Raw genomic sequence first — 16,614 nt, 5'->3', positions numbered from 1 at the left:
ATCTGTTCTCGATTCAAAAATATTGATATCGTTTTTAAGACACAGAGCGTTAGCTACTAATCCTCTAGAAACCATCTTTAGGTCTTGTTCGAATAACCACATAACTAAAAGAGACAAGCTAAAACGATACATTCTTGTTAAATAATCCATTTTATTTATATTTTATATTAAAGAATAATTATATTATTTTTTTAAAATCACATCTTTTATTCTTTTGAAGAATGACTTCTTCTTAATTATTACTTTTTGTGTCACCTTCTTAACAGGAGGAAAATCTGAATGATTTTTATCAGCTACAATAAAAGCAGTACTATTATATTCTCCAATTTTCGTTATTTTTTTAAACTCTCCTGTATTATTTAGAGTTTCTGTGATTGGCTCATAAAAAAAAGTTATATCTGATTTAAAACTTGGACTTTCATCATATGCAGCTATTAATAATCTTTTATTTGTATATTTAACTAATGTATTAATTAAACTTAAATAAGCTTCATAATTTTTTTGATGAATCAAAACATCTAAACAGATTACAACATCCATTTTTTCAGAATAAAAACCTTCTTCACTAATATGTTCAAAACTCCATTCTGGTTTTTTTATTTTTCCTTTTTTAATAGCTTCAATAGATAAATCTACTCCTAAGTATTTTTTAAAATCAAATACTTTGATAATCTCCAAATCTCCACAACCTACATCTAAAACAGTTAAATCCTGTCTATTATCAAAACAATTTTGAAGTAACCTTCTCTTATACTCTAATATTTTTCCTCTAGACCCAATACCACTTCCTAACTCAGGATAAAACTCATATCTAAAATCCCAAAAAATGCTATTTAAATGTTTTTTTCTTATCGATTGAGAAACTCTTTTATTAAGTTTATCAATAACACTATCAACTTTTTCTAAATTAACTTTTTTTAATTTTATTTGATTATTAATACAGTCATGAAAATGTAATATTCTAGGTTCTATATCTATTTCTGTTTTTACATGTGTTGGATAGTTCCACTCTATACCAAGATGTGTTACTTTTTTATTTAAACTCGTTAGTGCTAAAGCAAAACCTACTTGATCTGCATGCTTGCTATATGTTGGCGTAAACAAATCTTCTTGCTCTATACATGCCTTAGCATAATGTATCCATTTTGGCGCTAATGTTTTTAAAAAGTCTTTTTTTATTATATATAAACCACCATTACAATTATTCCAATCGGTTATCTGTTCTCCATTTATTGGAAATGTAGTTTCTGCAGGCAGTAATTGCAATTTATTTTCATCAAATACACGTTGAAGAATTGATAAAGGAGGATTAGGAAAATCTACAATTTTAGCATACACATCTTCTGTTAAATCTACATTTTCTAAATCTACCACAGCAGTATCACAATCCATTAAAAACACATAGTCAAAATTATCTAAACCTATAAAAGTTTCTAACTGTGTTAACTTATTGCAATACTTGTTTCTTTTATCAAAAATAGTTTTACGGATAACATTTACCTCAATTTCATTTAAATACTCTAAAAACGCATCTGGAACATCAGATACAAGATGTATATATATTTGGTTCGATTTCACGCTGTTTTCTAATAAACTACTCAACCATATATAACATTGAACAGCCATTAATGGTGAATAATCTAATACACAGGAAAAAAAAATTCTTTTATTCATTTGTTTTATTTTTGATAATGATTCCAAATAGCTGTTGCTATTTTTATTACTTCTGATACTTCTAATTTAGAGTCATCTACTTTTGATTCTTCAATTATCTCCTCTTTTTTATACCAACTCACATCTCCATTAAAATAACAATTAGATATTTCTAAATTCGATTTAACATATTTAGATAAAACATATTTTTTTTGCTCTATAGTCAACTTTAAGTCATCTTCTTGCTCAATAGAATCCTTTATAATTTTAATTAAAACATTATTTGCATCTCCATCAGATTTATCAATATTAAATTTATTAGCCTCTCTTAAAAAAGTTATTGATTTACTACCTAAACTTTTATTTTTTAAACCTGCTTTTTTATCACTTTCTATATTTAGATTAAATATTTTAAAGAAAGTATTTAATATGTCTTCTTCTTTTAAATAAGGCTTAACAATAATATTATCTACTCCAAAAGTATTGCTCCAATAATTTATGATAGTTTTATAATCGAATAAATCTATGTTTTCTTCATAATAGGTCATAATATCTTCATAATATAAGTTATTAAAATTATGCCTTTTAATAATTTGATTATACATCGATAATAAAAAATCATCTTGTTTTCTTAAAAATAAGATGATTTTAAATTTAAACCCATGTCCATCTAATAAATGTAATAATCGTTTTGAAGCTTCAACACCTAAATACTTATCGCTACTCACTAAAGAAAAAATCTCTGTAGTAATTAAAACTCTACTCTCTTCACTTTTTAATATTTCATCAACTAGTTTCTGATATAATTCTTCAGCGGTATTAGGTAAAACATGCTGAACATGCTTAGGGACCTTATCCATCAAAGAAAAAGCTAAATAATTTTGGGCTTTTAAATTTACCTGAGGATATAATACGTTGTTTTCTTTAAGGTAATCTATATTATTTACTAAATAATTTTGCACAGCACTACTTCCTGTTTTCATAGTACCTATATGTATATATATAGTTTTGTTTTGCTTTTGCTTTTGCTTTTTAATTAACCTCATTCTGTTTTATTTCTTTCCACTTCCCTAAAAATTGAACAGGTGCAACTGATGTTGCTACATTTATAATTTGAATACTCCCTATGCTTGTATTATATAAATATATTTCTCCTCTAGAACCAGATGGAAGCACTTCATAAACACTAATAGAAACGTTATAAACTCCTGCTCCTAAACATAGATTACTTATTATAGTCTCATTTAAAACCTTTCCCTTTAAATGGAATAGAGTCTTAGCAACCTTAGAATACACATTTGCTACAATTTTAGTATCTACATCAATAAAAGCATAACTAACGTGATACCCTGAATCCGTATCCTCTAATTGTAAAATCGCACTAAATTTCAACTCTTTATTAAACTCAATATTTATAACATTATCGGAAACTATTTCAGTTCCATTTATGCTAAAACTCAATAATTCTGTTTTACCATTACTAAATGAAACGCCTTTATTGTTGCTAGATATCATTTCTTTATAAAAACTTTGAATTCCTAATGAAATATCAGTAGTATCTATTAAGCACTTTCCCTTACTCATTAATAATACTCTACTCGATGTTCGCGCAATCTGAGGCATTGCATGAGAAACAAATATAGTTACGCAGGTAGGTAACAATTCCCCAATTCTATTTAAACACTTTGTCTTAAAATTAATATCTCCAACAGCCAATACCTCATCAATAATCAAAACATCGGGTTCCATTTCCGCGGCAACGGCAAAGCCCAAGCGCACCTTCATACCGCTACTATAATGCTGTACGGGCATGTCTATAAATTCTTCAAGCTCTGCAAAGGCTATAATGGCTTCTAGTTTACTATCTATCTCTTTTCGGCTAAAGCCTAGAATAGCGCCATTGTTATAAATGTTTTCGCGTCCGCTAAGAATAGGGTTAAATCCCGCACCTAACTCAATAAGCGCGCCAATACGTCCTTTAATGGTTACCTTACCTGCGTCTGGGTTTATTAGTCCGTTAAGTATTTTTAATAAGGTAGACTTACCAGCACCATTATGCCCTATCAACCCCAAACATTCACCGCGTCGCAGCTCAAAATTAATATCTTTTACTGCCCAAAACTCTTTAGGTCGCAATACGCGCTCTTCACTAGCACCAGAAACACCACTTAACAAATCTTTTACGCCATACCAAAGGCTTGTTTTAAGGTTTTTGCAAAACTTCTTGCTCAACCCCTCTACTTTTACCAGAACTTCTGGTGGATTTGTTATCTGCTTTGTATTAGACATATATATTTAAAATTGTTTTTTTATTTTTTTACCATCATTTAAATCATGAAATTGCCACACTTCTCTGGCAATAACAGTAGACCTAAGCACTTAAACGCTCTACAATTATAGGAATAGAAATACGGTAAATAATTAACCCCAAGAACAATAATGGTATGCAAACCAACAAGACTCCTAAAAAATAATTTACATATACAGGATGAAAACCAACTACCAGATCTCTTGCTGTTAACACCAATGGGGTTATAGGGTTCCAGGTCATTAAGGTATGCATAATACCTGTTTTAGGTATGGCATACACCACAGGAGTAACATACATTAAAAACTGTAAGCCAAAGGAGATTATCTTACCTATATCTTTATACAACAACCCTAAAGGCGTTACAAACAAACCAAGGGTAGTACCAAATAAAACCGCTCCTAAAATAGCAACAGGAAACAATAACAAGCTCCAATGAAAGCCTACTCCATACACAAAAACAAACAATACTAGTAAAATAATTTTAATAAAACTATCAAACAACAGCTTGTAAATTCCTGATACTAAAAGGGCTTCTTTTGGAAAATTGATTTTTGTTAAAATACCTTTAGCGGCATTGGTACTTTGCATAGGAGAGTTAATTGCTGCAACTATAATAGACCAAATTAAAGTTCCCGAAAAAGCATACACAGGATAAGGTATTCCGGTGTCAGACAACGCTATAGTACCACTACTGTTTAAAACAATCCATACAGCTGCTGTAGCTAATGGTGTTATAAATGCCCAAACAATACCTAAATAAGATTGCCTGTACATGGCTTTAATATCGCGTTCTGCCAATTGTCTTGCCAAGAACCGAGAATGGTACATATCGCTTAAACTCGCTTTTAATAGCGCACCAAATTTTATGGTTCGTTCTTTTTGATAAACTCTAGTTTCTAATGCCATGAAAGGTTTTGAATGCTAATAATATAGTAAATAGGATACATAGTGCTAATATAAGAAAACACAATCTTTTATTTAAAAAGATTCGTGTATTTTAGAGCAAAAGAAATCTTAGTCTTTAAACACGTCCCAAGTAAGCTCTAAACCTTCGCCTACCGTATACTCTGGCGCGTATCCCAATAACTTTTCAGCTTTAGAAATATCTGCTAAAGAATCTCTTACATCGCCTTGGCGTGTTGGTCCATACATCGCTTCTAGATTGGTATTGGCTGCTTGGTTTAACGTATCCCATAAATAATTCACAGAAATGCGTTCCCCACAGGCAATATTAAACACTTGATTAGCTGCTTCTTTAGATGCAAACATCCCTTTTACATTGGCTTGTACGGCATTAGCGACAAAGGTAAAATCTCGGGTTTGTCCGCCATCACCATGAATGGTTGGTGCTTTCCCTTCTTTTAATGCTTGCATAAACAAAGGAATTACTGCGGCATAAGCGCCATTAGGACTTTGTTTTGGTCCGAATACATTAAAATATCTAAAGCCAATAACATCGGTATTGTACGTAGTACCAAAAACATTGGCATACAATTCATTTACATATTTGGTTACTGCATAAGGAGACAAAGGATTACCAATAGTCTCTTCTACTTTTGGCAAAGAAGTACTATCGCCATAGGTAGAACTAGATGCTGCATATACCATACGTTTTACGCTAGTACTTTCTTTTAATGCGATAAGCATATTTAAAAAACCAGATATATTAACGTCATTAGTAGTTGCTGGATCGGCTATAGAACGCGGTACCGAACCTAATGCTGCTTGATGCGATACATAATCTATATCTAACATGGCTTTTTTACAGGTGGCAAGATCTCTAATATCGCCTTCTAATAATTCGAATGCTGGGTTGTCCATAAACTCGGTCAAGTTTTCTCTATAGCCATTAGAAAAATTATCTAATACGCGTACTTTTTTTGCGCCGAATTGTAATAGGTATGCTACCAGATTAGATCCTATAAAACCTGCTCCTCCAGTTACTAAGAAACTAAAATTGGATAAATCTTGTTTGTGGTATGGTTGTGTATACATGGTTTTGGTCTTTAATTTTTGTTGCAAGGCTTTCGTTATACTTGTTCTCGATACCATCCCGAAAAAATATCGGGATCACTCGAAATGACATTGGTTTCAGTCATCCGTTCCAAAGAGATTTCTCGACAAGCTCGAAATGACATTGGTTTTTGTTATCCGTTGTTCCTTGATTATTTTAAGCATTTCTATTAACCTGTTCTCGATACCATCCCGAAAAATATCGGGATCACTCGAAATGACATATTTTCAGTCATCCGTTCCAAAGAGATTTCTCGACAAGCTCGAAATGACATTGTATTTTAGTTATCCGTTGTTCCTTGATTATTTTAAGCATTTCATTAGCCTGTTCTCGATACCATCCCGAAAAATATCGGGAGCACTCGAAATGCCATTGGTTTCAGTCATCCGTTCAAAAGAGATTTCTCGTCAAGCTCGAAATGACATTGTATTTATTTTTTAGACTCCTAATTATGAGATTGCTTCGTAGCTATGCTTCTCGCAATGACGAGAAGTTTTAAAGTCTCCCATCTACCTGCTCTACAGGTAATAAAGACTTTACATCAAATATTACACCTATAGGAGATTTTAATGCTTCCATATCTAATGCTTTAAATTCATTATGCGAAACAGCCAAAATAATAGCATCGTAATTGGCGCTTATTTCTGTTTTAGAGCATAATAAATCAAAACCATATTCATGCTTTACCTCTTCTGAAGAGGCCCAAGGATCAAAAACATCTACATCTACATGATAAGTTTCTAGTTCTTTAATAATATCTATAACTCTGGAGTTTCTAATATCTGGACAGTTTTCTTTAAAGGTAATTCCTAAAACCAAAACTTTAGCACCTTTAATGGTAGCCCCTTTTTTAATCATCATTTTAACGGTCTCCTGCGCCACATAGCTCCCCATACTGTCATTCATTTTTCGGCCTGCTAAAATAATTTCAGGGTTGTAACCAGACTCAATCGCTTTTTGTGCTAAGTAGTACGGATCTACGCCTATACAATGCCCTCCTACCAATCCTGGCGTGAAGTTGATGAAATTCCATTTGGTTCCAGCTGCTTCTAAAACGGCTTTAGTATCGATATCTAGTATTCTAAATATTTTAGACAACTCATTTACAAAGGCAATATTAATATCCCGTTGGGAGTTTTCAATTACTTTTGCTGCTTCTGCAACCTTTATAGATGGTGCTTTATGGGTTCCTGCTGTAATAATCGATTTATACAAATCGTCTACTACAGTAGCTATTTCTGGTGTAGAACCAGAGGTTACTTTTAATATTTTAGTAACGGTATGTTTTTTATCTCCTGGATTAATACGTTCTGGGGAATAGCCTGCAAAAAAGTCAACATTGTATTCTAAACCCGATTGTGCTTCTAAAATAGGCACGCAAATATCTTCGGTAACCCCAGGATATACTGTAGATTCATATATAACGATATCTCCTTTTTTTAACACCTTAGCAACCGTTTCACTAGCTTTTACAAGCGGCGTAAAAACAGGCTTGTTTAATGCATCTGTGGGTGTGGGTACGGTTATAATAAAGATATTAGAATCTGCCAGATGCTCTGGCTTATTGGTAATAAGAAGTCCTTTGGTGGCAGTGGTTTTAGAAACTAATACTTCTTGTAACGCAGGAGTTTCTACTTCTAAGGTTTTGTCTATTCCTTGCTGTAATTCTCCAACGCGAAGCGTGTTAATATCAAAGCCTACAACAGGATACTTTTTGGCAAATTCTACAGCCAATGGCAAACCTACATACCCCAAACCAATAACGGTTATTTTATGCATTTTCATTATTATATTTATAGATTAATAGCGATAACAATATATTAAATACTTTTAATAAATGCTTTAACTTTTTTAAATAATGACTTTTTTGAGTCTTCATGATAGGCGTTACCATAAACACCATAGCCATAACCGTACCCATAACCATAGCCATACCCATAATTATGGTTAGACTTATGTTTGTAGAAGTTAAGCACAAAACTGATGTTTTTTACCTCACCTGCACGATACTTCGCGTTTATTAATTGTAACATTCCTTTTTTAGTATAATCTAAACGAACCATAAAAATAGAAGCATCTGCATACTGCACCAACTCTAAGGCATCGGTAACTAAACCTAAAGGTGGTGTATCTAATACAATCATATCATACTCTTGACGTAACCGTTGTATTAACGCTCCCATTTTGTCACTCATAAGCAACTCTGATGGATTTGGAGGGATAGGTCCTGAAGTAACCACACTTAAGTTTTCTACATGTGTAGTATTTATTACCTCATCAAATTCACTATCGCCAATAAAATAGTTTACAATACCTTTTTCATTGGTTAAACCAAAATCATCAAATATCTTTGGTTTACGTAAATCCAGTCCTAATAATATTGTTTTCTTTCCTGATAAGGCATATACTGTTGCAATATTAATAGAACAAAAGGTCTTCCCTTCTCCACTTACAGAAGAGGTAATCATTATGGTTTTACCTCCTTCTTGTTCCTCTTTTAACTTGTTTTTATAAAAATACTGCAAGCTAGATCGAATTGCTCTAAAAGACTCTGCTACTGCAGACTTTGGTTTTTCAAAAACCACTAAGTTATTATGGTAGCGATACTTACCTATAAGCCCTAAAATTGGAATGCTAGATAAATGCTCTACCTCATCAGAACCATGAATTGTGTTATCTAATAGAAAAATAACAAATATTAAAAACAACGGAATAAAGAAACCCAGCATTAACCCCATCATATAATTTAAGGAAGTATTAGGCCCTATTCTTCCTCCTCCAATATCTTTTGCTTCATCTACAATGGTGATATCCGAGATATTAGCCGCTTTTACAATAGCTGCTTCACTGCGCTTATTCATATACACATTATACGCTTCCTGGCTAATATCTAATTTTCGCTGAATCTTTAAATACTCTTGTTGGTCTTCTGGTAAGTCATTTAACTTAGCACTTAAAATAGCAATCTCTCTATTAATAGTACCTAACTGAAGATTGATCGTGCTTATGGTAGATTTAATAGTTTCCAGCAACACATTTTTTTCTGCATCTATTTGTCTGTCTATATTTTTAAAAATAGCGGAAGACTCTCTAGTAGTATATTCTAAACTTCTACGCTCAATAGCCAGGTTTGTTATTTTAGACACGCTTGTTAAAATATTCCCTTCAGAAATCCCTACAGAAGTAGGTGCTGCTATATTGGTATAATCGGTTTTAGTCTGTAAGTAACTTTCTAACCTATTTAAATAGTTTAACTTGGTTTCTTCGGCTTCTTTTTGGGCTTCAAAAGATTTTAACTTACCTGAAATGTTAGTCATTTCTACACTTACATCAAAGACTTTGTTTTTCTTTCTAAAAGAATTCATCTCTTTAGTAACATCGGTTAAATCGGTATTTACTGCTGCCAAACTACTATCAATAAATTTAATGGTATTGGTTGCATATAAATTTTTACGTTCTAACTCGGTTCTACTCAATATAGCTGCAGTAGTATTTAAGTAATCTACAATTTTACCCTTATTATTTCCTGCTAACGAAAGCCTTAATACTGGAGAGTTTGAAGAATTAAAAGAGCCTACACTTATACTTTTTTTATAAGAATTTACAACGCCATCAAAGTTTTTAAAGCGCAAATAAAACTCAGTTCCTGGTTTTATATTTCTATGCGCTCTAGGCATTAGTGTTCCGCTAAAAAAAGGCAGATTTACAGGCTCACCTAGCGAAAAACTTTTTGTAAATTCTCCTACTGGTACTGTTACTGGTACTACTTCTTTGCTACTGTATATTTGCCCGCTACCTCCTGCACCTTCATAGGCAGTAAAAATCTCAAATTGGGTAGCACTTATAAAACGAATTCCTATAGGTTTCCCCAGTACCTGTGGTTTTTTAATATCTAAATCTACTTGAAATGGCGCTCGTTTATAGATATCTTCTTTTCGGTATTTACCTTCTTTTAGATAATCCATATAAAACTGTAATGAATCTACAACCAGCTCATTATGTGTTCTTGTTTGCAAGGTGGTAATGGTCTTTCCCATTTTACCTGAAACCCCTCCCCAATTAAAAGAAATACTGGTATTGGCGGTAAAAAAAGGGTTTTGATCGTTCTCTACACTTATTAAAGAATCTAGCTTATATACATCCTGCTTACGCACATTAATAAGATAGGCTATAATTAAAGCAGCACCAATACATAATAATACAAATTTCCATAAGTTAATAACCTTAAACAAGAAGCCTTTAAAATCAAAAGCAACATGATTAGATTCTAACCCTTCTATATCATCAAATTCTTTGTAGGCCATAAGTTATATACGTTGTAATAATATTATAGTAGTAGAAATCAAGGACAACACAGTAGCAACTGCACCTATGTTTTGCAAGGCATTAGTACCTGTTCCCCAAGCCTTTTGTCTTAAAGGCTTTACATATATCATATCATTGGGTTGTATATAATAATATGGCGATTGCATCACGTTAACATCGGTTAAATCAATATGGTGTACTTTTTGCCCTTGTGGGTATTGCCTTATAATCAATACGTCTTTTTTATCTCCTGTTACAGGAATATCTCCAGAATTAGCAATAGCTTCTAATATATTAACACGCTCTTGATATAAAACTTTTGTACCTGTATTACCAATTTCTCCGGTAGTTACATACTTTAACCCTGTAAGTTTTACGGTAACAAATATATTTGCAGTTTCTTTAAATTGTTCTTCTAACAGCTTTTCTTCAATCATTTGTTCAATCTCCTCGGTAGTATACCCCAGCACATTCATTTTACCTAAGGTTGGTATTCTAATATTACCATGTAAGTCTATAGTAAAACCATCAAAATAAGATTTCTCTACACCACTAGCATTTAAATCGCCATTACCTATAGGGTTAAAAATCTGGACATTTTCCTGATCTAAAGCTTTTACACGAATATTTAATATATCGTTAATTTGAACGCGATAGGCTTTTTGTTGCTCTACTATGGTTTGTAAAGAATCTACCTGACTCCCTTTGTTTTGAATATACAAAGTATCTTTATGAGGTATGCAAGAACTAATAAATACAGTAAAAAGTAAAGAGAACGCAAAAAAAAGTTTCTTCATTGTTGAAGTTTAATGTTACGTAACAAATATAAGTTTTCAGTAGGAATATAAAAACTTATAGAACTTTTTTTGGTATTTTATACGTTATTTGTAAAAAAGACTAAAATTGAACTATCTTAACGTAGAAAATATATCGAAATCTTACGGAGAGCTAACGCTTTTTCAAGACATTTCGTTCAGTATTCATAAAGACCAAAAAGTAGCGTTTGTTGCTAAAAACGGAACTGGAAAAACATCTATTCTAAACATTCTTGCTAAACTAGACCAACCAGATACAGGGCAAGTAATTTTTAGAAAAGACATTGTTGTTTCCTTTTTACCACAAGAACCGCTTTTAGACCAAAATCTAACCATTGAAGACACCATCTTTAGCTCTGACAATGAAATTTTAAAAGTCATTAAAGCTTATGAAAGAGCACTTTTAAATCCGGAAGACACAGAAGCATACCAAAAAGCTTTTGAAAACATGGACAGACATAATGCCTGGGATTTTGAAACACAATACAAACAAATACTCTTTAAACTTAATCTAGAAGACTTAAACCAAAAAGTAAGTGCGCTTTCTGGAGGACAAAAAAAACGTCTTTCACTAGCCAACGCACTAATTAACAAACCAGACTTACTAATTCTTGATGAGCCTACCAACCATTTAGATTTAGAAATGATTGAATGGCTAGAAAGCTTTTTTGCCAAAGAAAACATTACCCTTTTTATGGTAACGCATGATCGCTACTTTTTAGAACGCGTTTGTAATGAAATTATAGAACTAGACCAAGGTGAATTATTTGCTTACAAAGGAAACTACTCGTATTATCTGGAGAAAAAAGAAGAACGAATAAACAGAGAAGCCGTTGAAACCGGTAAGGCAAAACAACTCTTTAAAAAGGAGCTTAACTGGATGCGTAGACAGCCAAAAGCCAGAACTACAAAATCTAAATCCAGAATTGATGATTTTACCGAAATAAAACACAGAGCACACCAACGCAGAAACGACCATGAAGTGCAACTAGAACTCAACATGGAAAGACTTGGTAGCAAGATTATAGAGTTGCACAAAATATCTAAATCTTTTAAAGACAAAACCATTCTTGACCAATTTGAATACAACTTTCAAAAAGGAGAACGCGTGGGTATTATTGGTAAAAACGGAACAGGAAAATCTACTTTTCTAAACATTCTTACCCAAACCATACAACCAGATACCGGTAAAATAACCATTGGTGAAACCGTAAAATTTGGGTACTATACGCAAAGTGGTATTACAGTAAAACCAGACCAAAAAGTAATTGACGTGGTTCGGGAATTTGGCGATTATATTCCACTAAAAAAAGGAAGACAAATAAGCGCACAACAGCTTTTAGAACGCTTTCTTTTTGACAGAAAAAAACAATACGACTTTGTTGAAAAACTTAGTGGTGGTGAAAGAAAAAGACTTTACCTATGTACGGTTTTAATTCAAAATCCTAACTTTTTAATATTAGATGAACCTACTAACGATCTAGACATAGTTACCTTAAATGTTCTTGAAAGCTTCTTACTGGATTTTCCTGGCTGCCTCATTGTGGTTTCTCACGATAGGTATTTTATGGATAAAATTGTAGATCACCTTTTTGTTTTTAGAGGCGAAGGTGTAGTAGAAGATTTTCCTGGAAACTACAGCGATTTTAGAGCCTATGAAGATAGTCAACCCGTCTTAACCGAAGACAACGACAATAAGAAAGAAAAGAAATCCTGGAAAAAAGACAGCAACACAAAACTATCTTACAACGAACAAAAAGAATATAAAAACATTGAAAGCAAACTAAAATCTTTAGAATTTGATAAAAAGGAATTAGAAGCAAAGTTTCTAGACGAAACACTAACCCAAGAAAAAATCACAGCACTTTCAGACCAACTGCAAAGCATTATCACAGAAATGGAAACCAAAGAAGAACGCTGGTTTGAACTCATGGAAAAAATGGAAGAATAGATTTTTCAGATTACTAGTTACTAGTTGCTAGTTGCTAGTTGCTAGTTGCTAGTTGCTAGTTGCTAGTTGAAATTGTCATTTCGAGCTTGTCGAGAAATCTTTTTAACTTTTGCCTTTTTAAAATTAATCATGTTATACCAAGCCAAACAATACTTAAAATTCTTAAAAAAATCTACTAACCAACATGGTGTACATTCCCCTTTTGTTTACAATCTGGTAACCCAATGTTTTTATAACAAAACAAAATATAAAGATTACACCACCTTAAAACAGTACAGAGAAAGCTTATACAAAAACAATACTACCATTTCTGTAACCGATTTTGGCGCAGGAAGTCGTATTTTTAAAACCAACCAAAGACAAGTATCTAAAATTGCAAAAACCGCAGGAATAACAAAAAAAAGAGCGCAATTACTCTATAGAATCACCAACTACTTACAAGCCAAAAACACGCTAGAACTAGGTACATCTCTAGGTTTAGCTACTGTAGCTTTAAGTTTGGCAAACAAAAACGGAAACGTAACAAGCATTGAAGGTTGCCCAGAAACAGCACAAATAGCAAAACAACAATTAGAGGCTTTTCATTGCAAAAACACAACGCTAAAAACCAGTAATTTTAATACCGAATTACACCAATTAAATACTAGCGTTTTCGACCTTATTTATATAGACGGAAACCACCAGAAAGAAGCTACACTACACTACTTTGAGTCTTTACTACATAACATTCATAATGATTCTTTGATTATTTTTGATGACATCCATTGGTCTGCTTCCATGACAGAAGCTTGGCAAGAAATTATGAAACACCCAAAAGTTACCGTAACTATTGACACCTTTTTTTGGGGATTTGCATTTTTCCGTAAAGAACAAGAAAAAGAACATTTCACCATTAGAGTGTAACAACTTTTACTAAAAAGCGTCTTACTTTATAAATATATTTTAACTTGTAGCAACAAAAAATAAAAGATGAATAACGTTATTGAAATTAAAAATATTATTCGCGATTTTAAACTAGGTACAGAAACAGTACATGTTTTAAAAGGAATAGATTTAAATATAGAACGTGGCGATTATGTAGCAATTATGGGGCCTTCTGGTTCTGGTAAATCTACTCTTATGAATCTTTTAGGTTGTTTAGACACTCCTACAGATGGTAACTACCTGTTAAACGGTCAAGATGTTAGCAAAATGTCTGACGATCAGCTTGCAGATATTCGCAATAAAGAAATTGGTTTTGTTTTTCAAACCTTTAATCTCTTACCTCGTACTACAGCTCTAGATAATGTTGCATTACCAATGGTATACGCAGGAATTTCAAAAACAGCACGCCATGCTCGCGCTGCTGAAGTACTAGAAGATGTAGGCCTTGCAGACAGAATGGACCACAGACCAAACCAGCTTTCTGGAGGGCAACGCCAACGTGTTGCGGTAGGTAGAGCCTTAGTTAACAAGCCTTCTATTATTCTGGCCGATGAACCTACAGGAAATCTAGATTCTAAAACCGGAGAAGAAATTATGGGTTTGTTTGATACTATTCATAAAGCTGGAAACACGGTTATTATGGTAACACATGAAGAAGAAATTGCTGATCATGCACACCGAGTTATTCGTTTACGTGATGGACTTATTGAAAGTGATACTAGAAATAGATAATTGTTAGTAGTTAAAAAACTTTCCTTCTTCTTTTTTATATAAAAGCGCTTCGCCTTTTAGGGCAAACCTTCGGATTTTTAGGTAAACCAAAAAAGCCCCTTCCTTTTGCTAAAGGAAAGCGCTTTAATCTGGTATTTTTTGTTCGCTTTAAGCCGTAAAATTCTTCAATCTAAGAAAATTAGAGGCTTAAATTGATAATTTTGTATCTTTGATAAAAAGCGAATAAAATGGATTTACAAACAAGAAAATTGGAACTTATTCAAGAGTTTTTAAAAATTCAAAGTGAAGATGTTATTTCACGAATTGAAAAAATCCTTAAAAAAGAAAACAAAAATCTTAATAATGAAGATTTTAAACCAATGACAATAGAAGAATTTAATTCTCGAATTGATAAATCTATGGAAGATTCAACAAATGGTCAACTTATAGAGTCAAGCAAATTAAAAGCCAAGATTGATAAATGGAATTAAAACTATTTTGGACTAATTTTTCTCAAAAAGAAATAGAAAAAATTTATAAATATTATAGAGAAAAAGCAGGATCTAGAATAGCAAAAAAAATCGTTATTGGAATTTATAACGAGACTTTAAAACTACAAAGGCAACCAAAAATTGGGCAAACCGAAGAACTTCTTAAGAGTAGAAAACAAGAATTTAGATATTTAATCTATAAAAATTACAAAGTTATTTATTGGATAAATGATAAAGAGAACAGAATTGAAATCAGTGATGTTTTTGATACCCGACAAAACCCAATAAAAATAGAACGAAAAAAATAACAGTTGAACAACCTTGTCTTCTTCTAAAAAACAATAGCTTCTCCTCTTCTTTTTTATATAAAAACGCTTCGTCTTTTAGGGCAAACCTTCCGATTTTACAGCAAACCGAAAAAGGCCCTTTCTTTTGCTAAAGGAAAGCGCTGAAATAGAGGGTCTTTTTTGATGTTCTAGAATAAAATTACTCAGAAGAAACTTTTTTTTATTTATCATACCTAAAAAAAGGGCTTCGCCTTTTAAGGCAAACCTTCCGGATTTTTGTTAAAACAAAAAATCACCTTCCTTTAGCTAAAGGAAGGAGCTGAAATAGAGGGTCTTTTTGATATGTTAGATAAAACTATCCGCAGACACCTAATACCTCAAACCTCATCCCTACTACCTCATCCCTCTTCCAAAACTTTTAACGAGCAATCCTTTTGTCTTTTCCTTGATTACATTTAACTTTAAACTTTTAACAGGAAGTGAGCATATTAAACAGGTGTTACTTAGTAAAACACATGATACCCTTAAGCTCAAAACGATAACAACAAACAAATGAAAGTATACACAAAAACAGGAGATAAAGGTACCACGGCACTTTTTGGAGGCACAAGAGTACCTAAACATCATATTCGTATAGATAGCTATGGCACTGTAGACGAGCTAAACTCGCATATAGGTTTAATTAGAGACCAAGATATAAACAGCAAGTACAAAGAAACACTTATTCATATTCAAGACAGACTTTTTACCGTAGGAGCTGTTTTAGCCACAGACCCAGAAAAGGCCATGCTTAAAAATGGAAAAGAACGTTTAAACATTCCAAAAATTTCGTCTGAAAACATAGAACTACTCGAAAAAGAAATGGACACTATGAATGAAGCCTTGCCACAAATGACACACTTTGTGCTTCCTGGCGGACATCAAACCGTGTCATTCTGTCACATTGCACGCTGTGTTTGTAGGCGTGCAGAGCGTTTAGCTACTGCCTTAAATGAAATAGAAACTATAGAACCAAACACTTTAATGTACTTAAACAGATTATCTGACTACCTTTTTGTCTTGGCACGAAAGTTGTCTTATGATTTAAAGGCAGACGAGGTAAAATGGATTCCTGAAAAGCACTAATACGTTTCGTCTGTAATTAGTAACACT

General features: G+C 32.7%; 14 protein-coding genes. 6 read left to right on the top strand and 8 right to left on the bottom strand.

Annotated elements, in window-relative coordinates; all coding sequences use genetic code 11:
- Positions 1-183 precede the first annotated feature (183 nt).
- The 8 genes from KO494_RS08405 to KO494_RS08370 form a co-directional block, all read right to left on the bottom strand.
- Positions 184-1,674 carry a methyltransferase domain-containing protein gene (locus KO494_RS08405; protein ID WP_215967158.1) on the bottom strand — a complete coding sequence of 497 codons (1,491 nt, stop codon included), beginning with the start codon at positions 1,672-1,674 and terminating at the stop codon, positions 184-186.
- Between the two features lie 5 nt (positions 1,675-1,679).
- Complete coding sequence (locus KO494_RS08400) at positions 1,680-2,699, bottom strand: hypothetical protein (protein WP_215967157.1); 1,020 nt, start codon at positions 2,697-2,699, stop codon at positions 1,680-1,682.
- The gene (locus KO494_RS08395) at positions 2,686-3,942 is read right to left on the bottom strand and encodes an ABC transporter ATP-binding protein (protein WP_215967156.1); all 1,257 of its coding nucleotides are present in this window, start codon (positions 3,940-3,942) and stop codon (positions 2,686-2,688) included. Before KO494_RS08395 ends, KO494_RS08400 begins: the two co-directional genes overlap by 14 nt.
- An 82-nt stretch (positions 3,943-4,024) precedes the next feature.
- Positions 4,025-4,870 (bottom strand): ABC transporter permease, encoded by an 846-nt coding sequence (locus KO494_RS08390; RefSeq protein ID WP_215967155.1) that lies wholly within the window; start codon positions 4,868-4,870, stop codon positions 4,025-4,027.
- Positions 4,871-4,978: 108 nt separating this feature from the next.
- On the bottom strand, positions 4,979-5,959 hold the full coding sequence (locus tag KO494_RS08385) for an SDR family oxidoreductase (protein WP_215967154.1): 981 nt from the start codon (positions 5,957-5,959) through the stop codon (positions 4,979-4,981).
- Positions 5,960-6,473: 514 nt separating this feature from the next.
- Positions 6,474-7,763 carry a nucleotide sugar dehydrogenase gene (locus KO494_RS08380; RefSeq protein ID WP_215967153.1) on the bottom strand — a complete coding sequence of 430 codons (1,290 nt, stop codon included), beginning with the start codon at positions 7,761-7,763 and terminating at the stop codon, positions 6,474-6,476.
- Between the two features lie 35 nt (positions 7,764-7,798).
- Positions 7,799-10,282 (bottom strand): exopolysaccharide transport family protein, encoded by a 2,484-nt coding sequence (locus KO494_RS08375; RefSeq protein WP_215967152.1) that lies wholly within the window; start codon positions 10,280-10,282, stop codon positions 7,799-7,801.
- Between the two features lie 3 nt (positions 10,283-10,285).
- Positions 10,286-11,080, bottom strand: coding sequence for a polysaccharide biosynthesis/export family protein (locus KO494_RS08370; RefSeq protein ID WP_215967151.1), 795 nt, complete (start codon positions 11,078-11,080; stop codon positions 10,286-10,288).
- A gap of 106 nt (positions 11,081-11,186) precedes the next feature.
- Between KO494_RS08370 and KO494_RS08365 the strand changes: the two genes are divergently transcribed.
- The 6 genes from KO494_RS08365 (at position 11,187) to KO494_RS08340 (ending at position 16,587) form a co-directional block, all read left to right on the top strand.
- Positions 11,187-13,049, top strand: coding sequence for an ABC-F family ATP-binding cassette domain-containing protein (locus KO494_RS08365; RefSeq protein ID WP_215967150.1), 1,863 nt, complete (start codon positions 11,187-11,189; stop codon positions 13,047-13,049).
- Between the two features lie 129 nt (positions 13,050-13,178).
- Positions 13,179-13,952, top strand: a complete 774-nt coding sequence (locus KO494_RS08360; RefSeq protein WP_215967149.1) for an O-methyltransferase — start codon at positions 13,179-13,181, stop codon at positions 13,950-13,952.
- Between the two features lie 66 nt (positions 13,953-14,018).
- Complete coding sequence (locus KO494_RS08355) at positions 14,019-14,705, top strand: ABC transporter ATP-binding protein (RefSeq protein WP_215967148.1); 687 nt, start codon at positions 14,019-14,021, stop codon at positions 14,703-14,705.
- Positions 14,706-14,932: 227 nt separating this feature from the next.
- Positions 14,933-15,175: a hypothetical protein gene (locus KO494_RS08350; protein WP_215967147.1), complete on the top strand. Its 243-nt coding sequence runs from the start codon at positions 14,933-14,935 to the stop codon at positions 15,173-15,175.
- Positions 15,166-15,483, top strand: a complete 318-nt coding sequence (locus KO494_RS08345) for a type II toxin-antitoxin system RelE/ParE family toxin (protein ID WP_215967146.1) — start codon at positions 15,166-15,168, stop codon at positions 15,481-15,483. The genes KO494_RS08350 and KO494_RS08345 overlap by 10 nt, the downstream gene beginning before the upstream one ends.
- Positions 15,484-16,014: 531 nt before the next feature.
- Positions 16,015-16,587, top strand: a complete 573-nt coding sequence (locus KO494_RS08340; protein ID WP_215967145.1) for a cob(I)yrinic acid a,c-diamide adenosyltransferase — start codon at positions 16,015-16,017, stop codon at positions 16,585-16,587.
- The last annotated feature ends 27 nt before the right edge of the window (positions 16,588-16,614 follow it).

The organism is Lacinutrix sp. C3R15 (assembly GCF_018860825.1).
In the GTDB taxonomy this organism is placed as follows: Bacteria; Bacteroidota; Bacteroidia; order Flavobacteriales; family Flavobacteriaceae; genus Oceanihabitans.
Note: the sequence above shows the minus strand (reverse complement) of the source record. Positions and strands in the feature narration are given on the sequence as shown.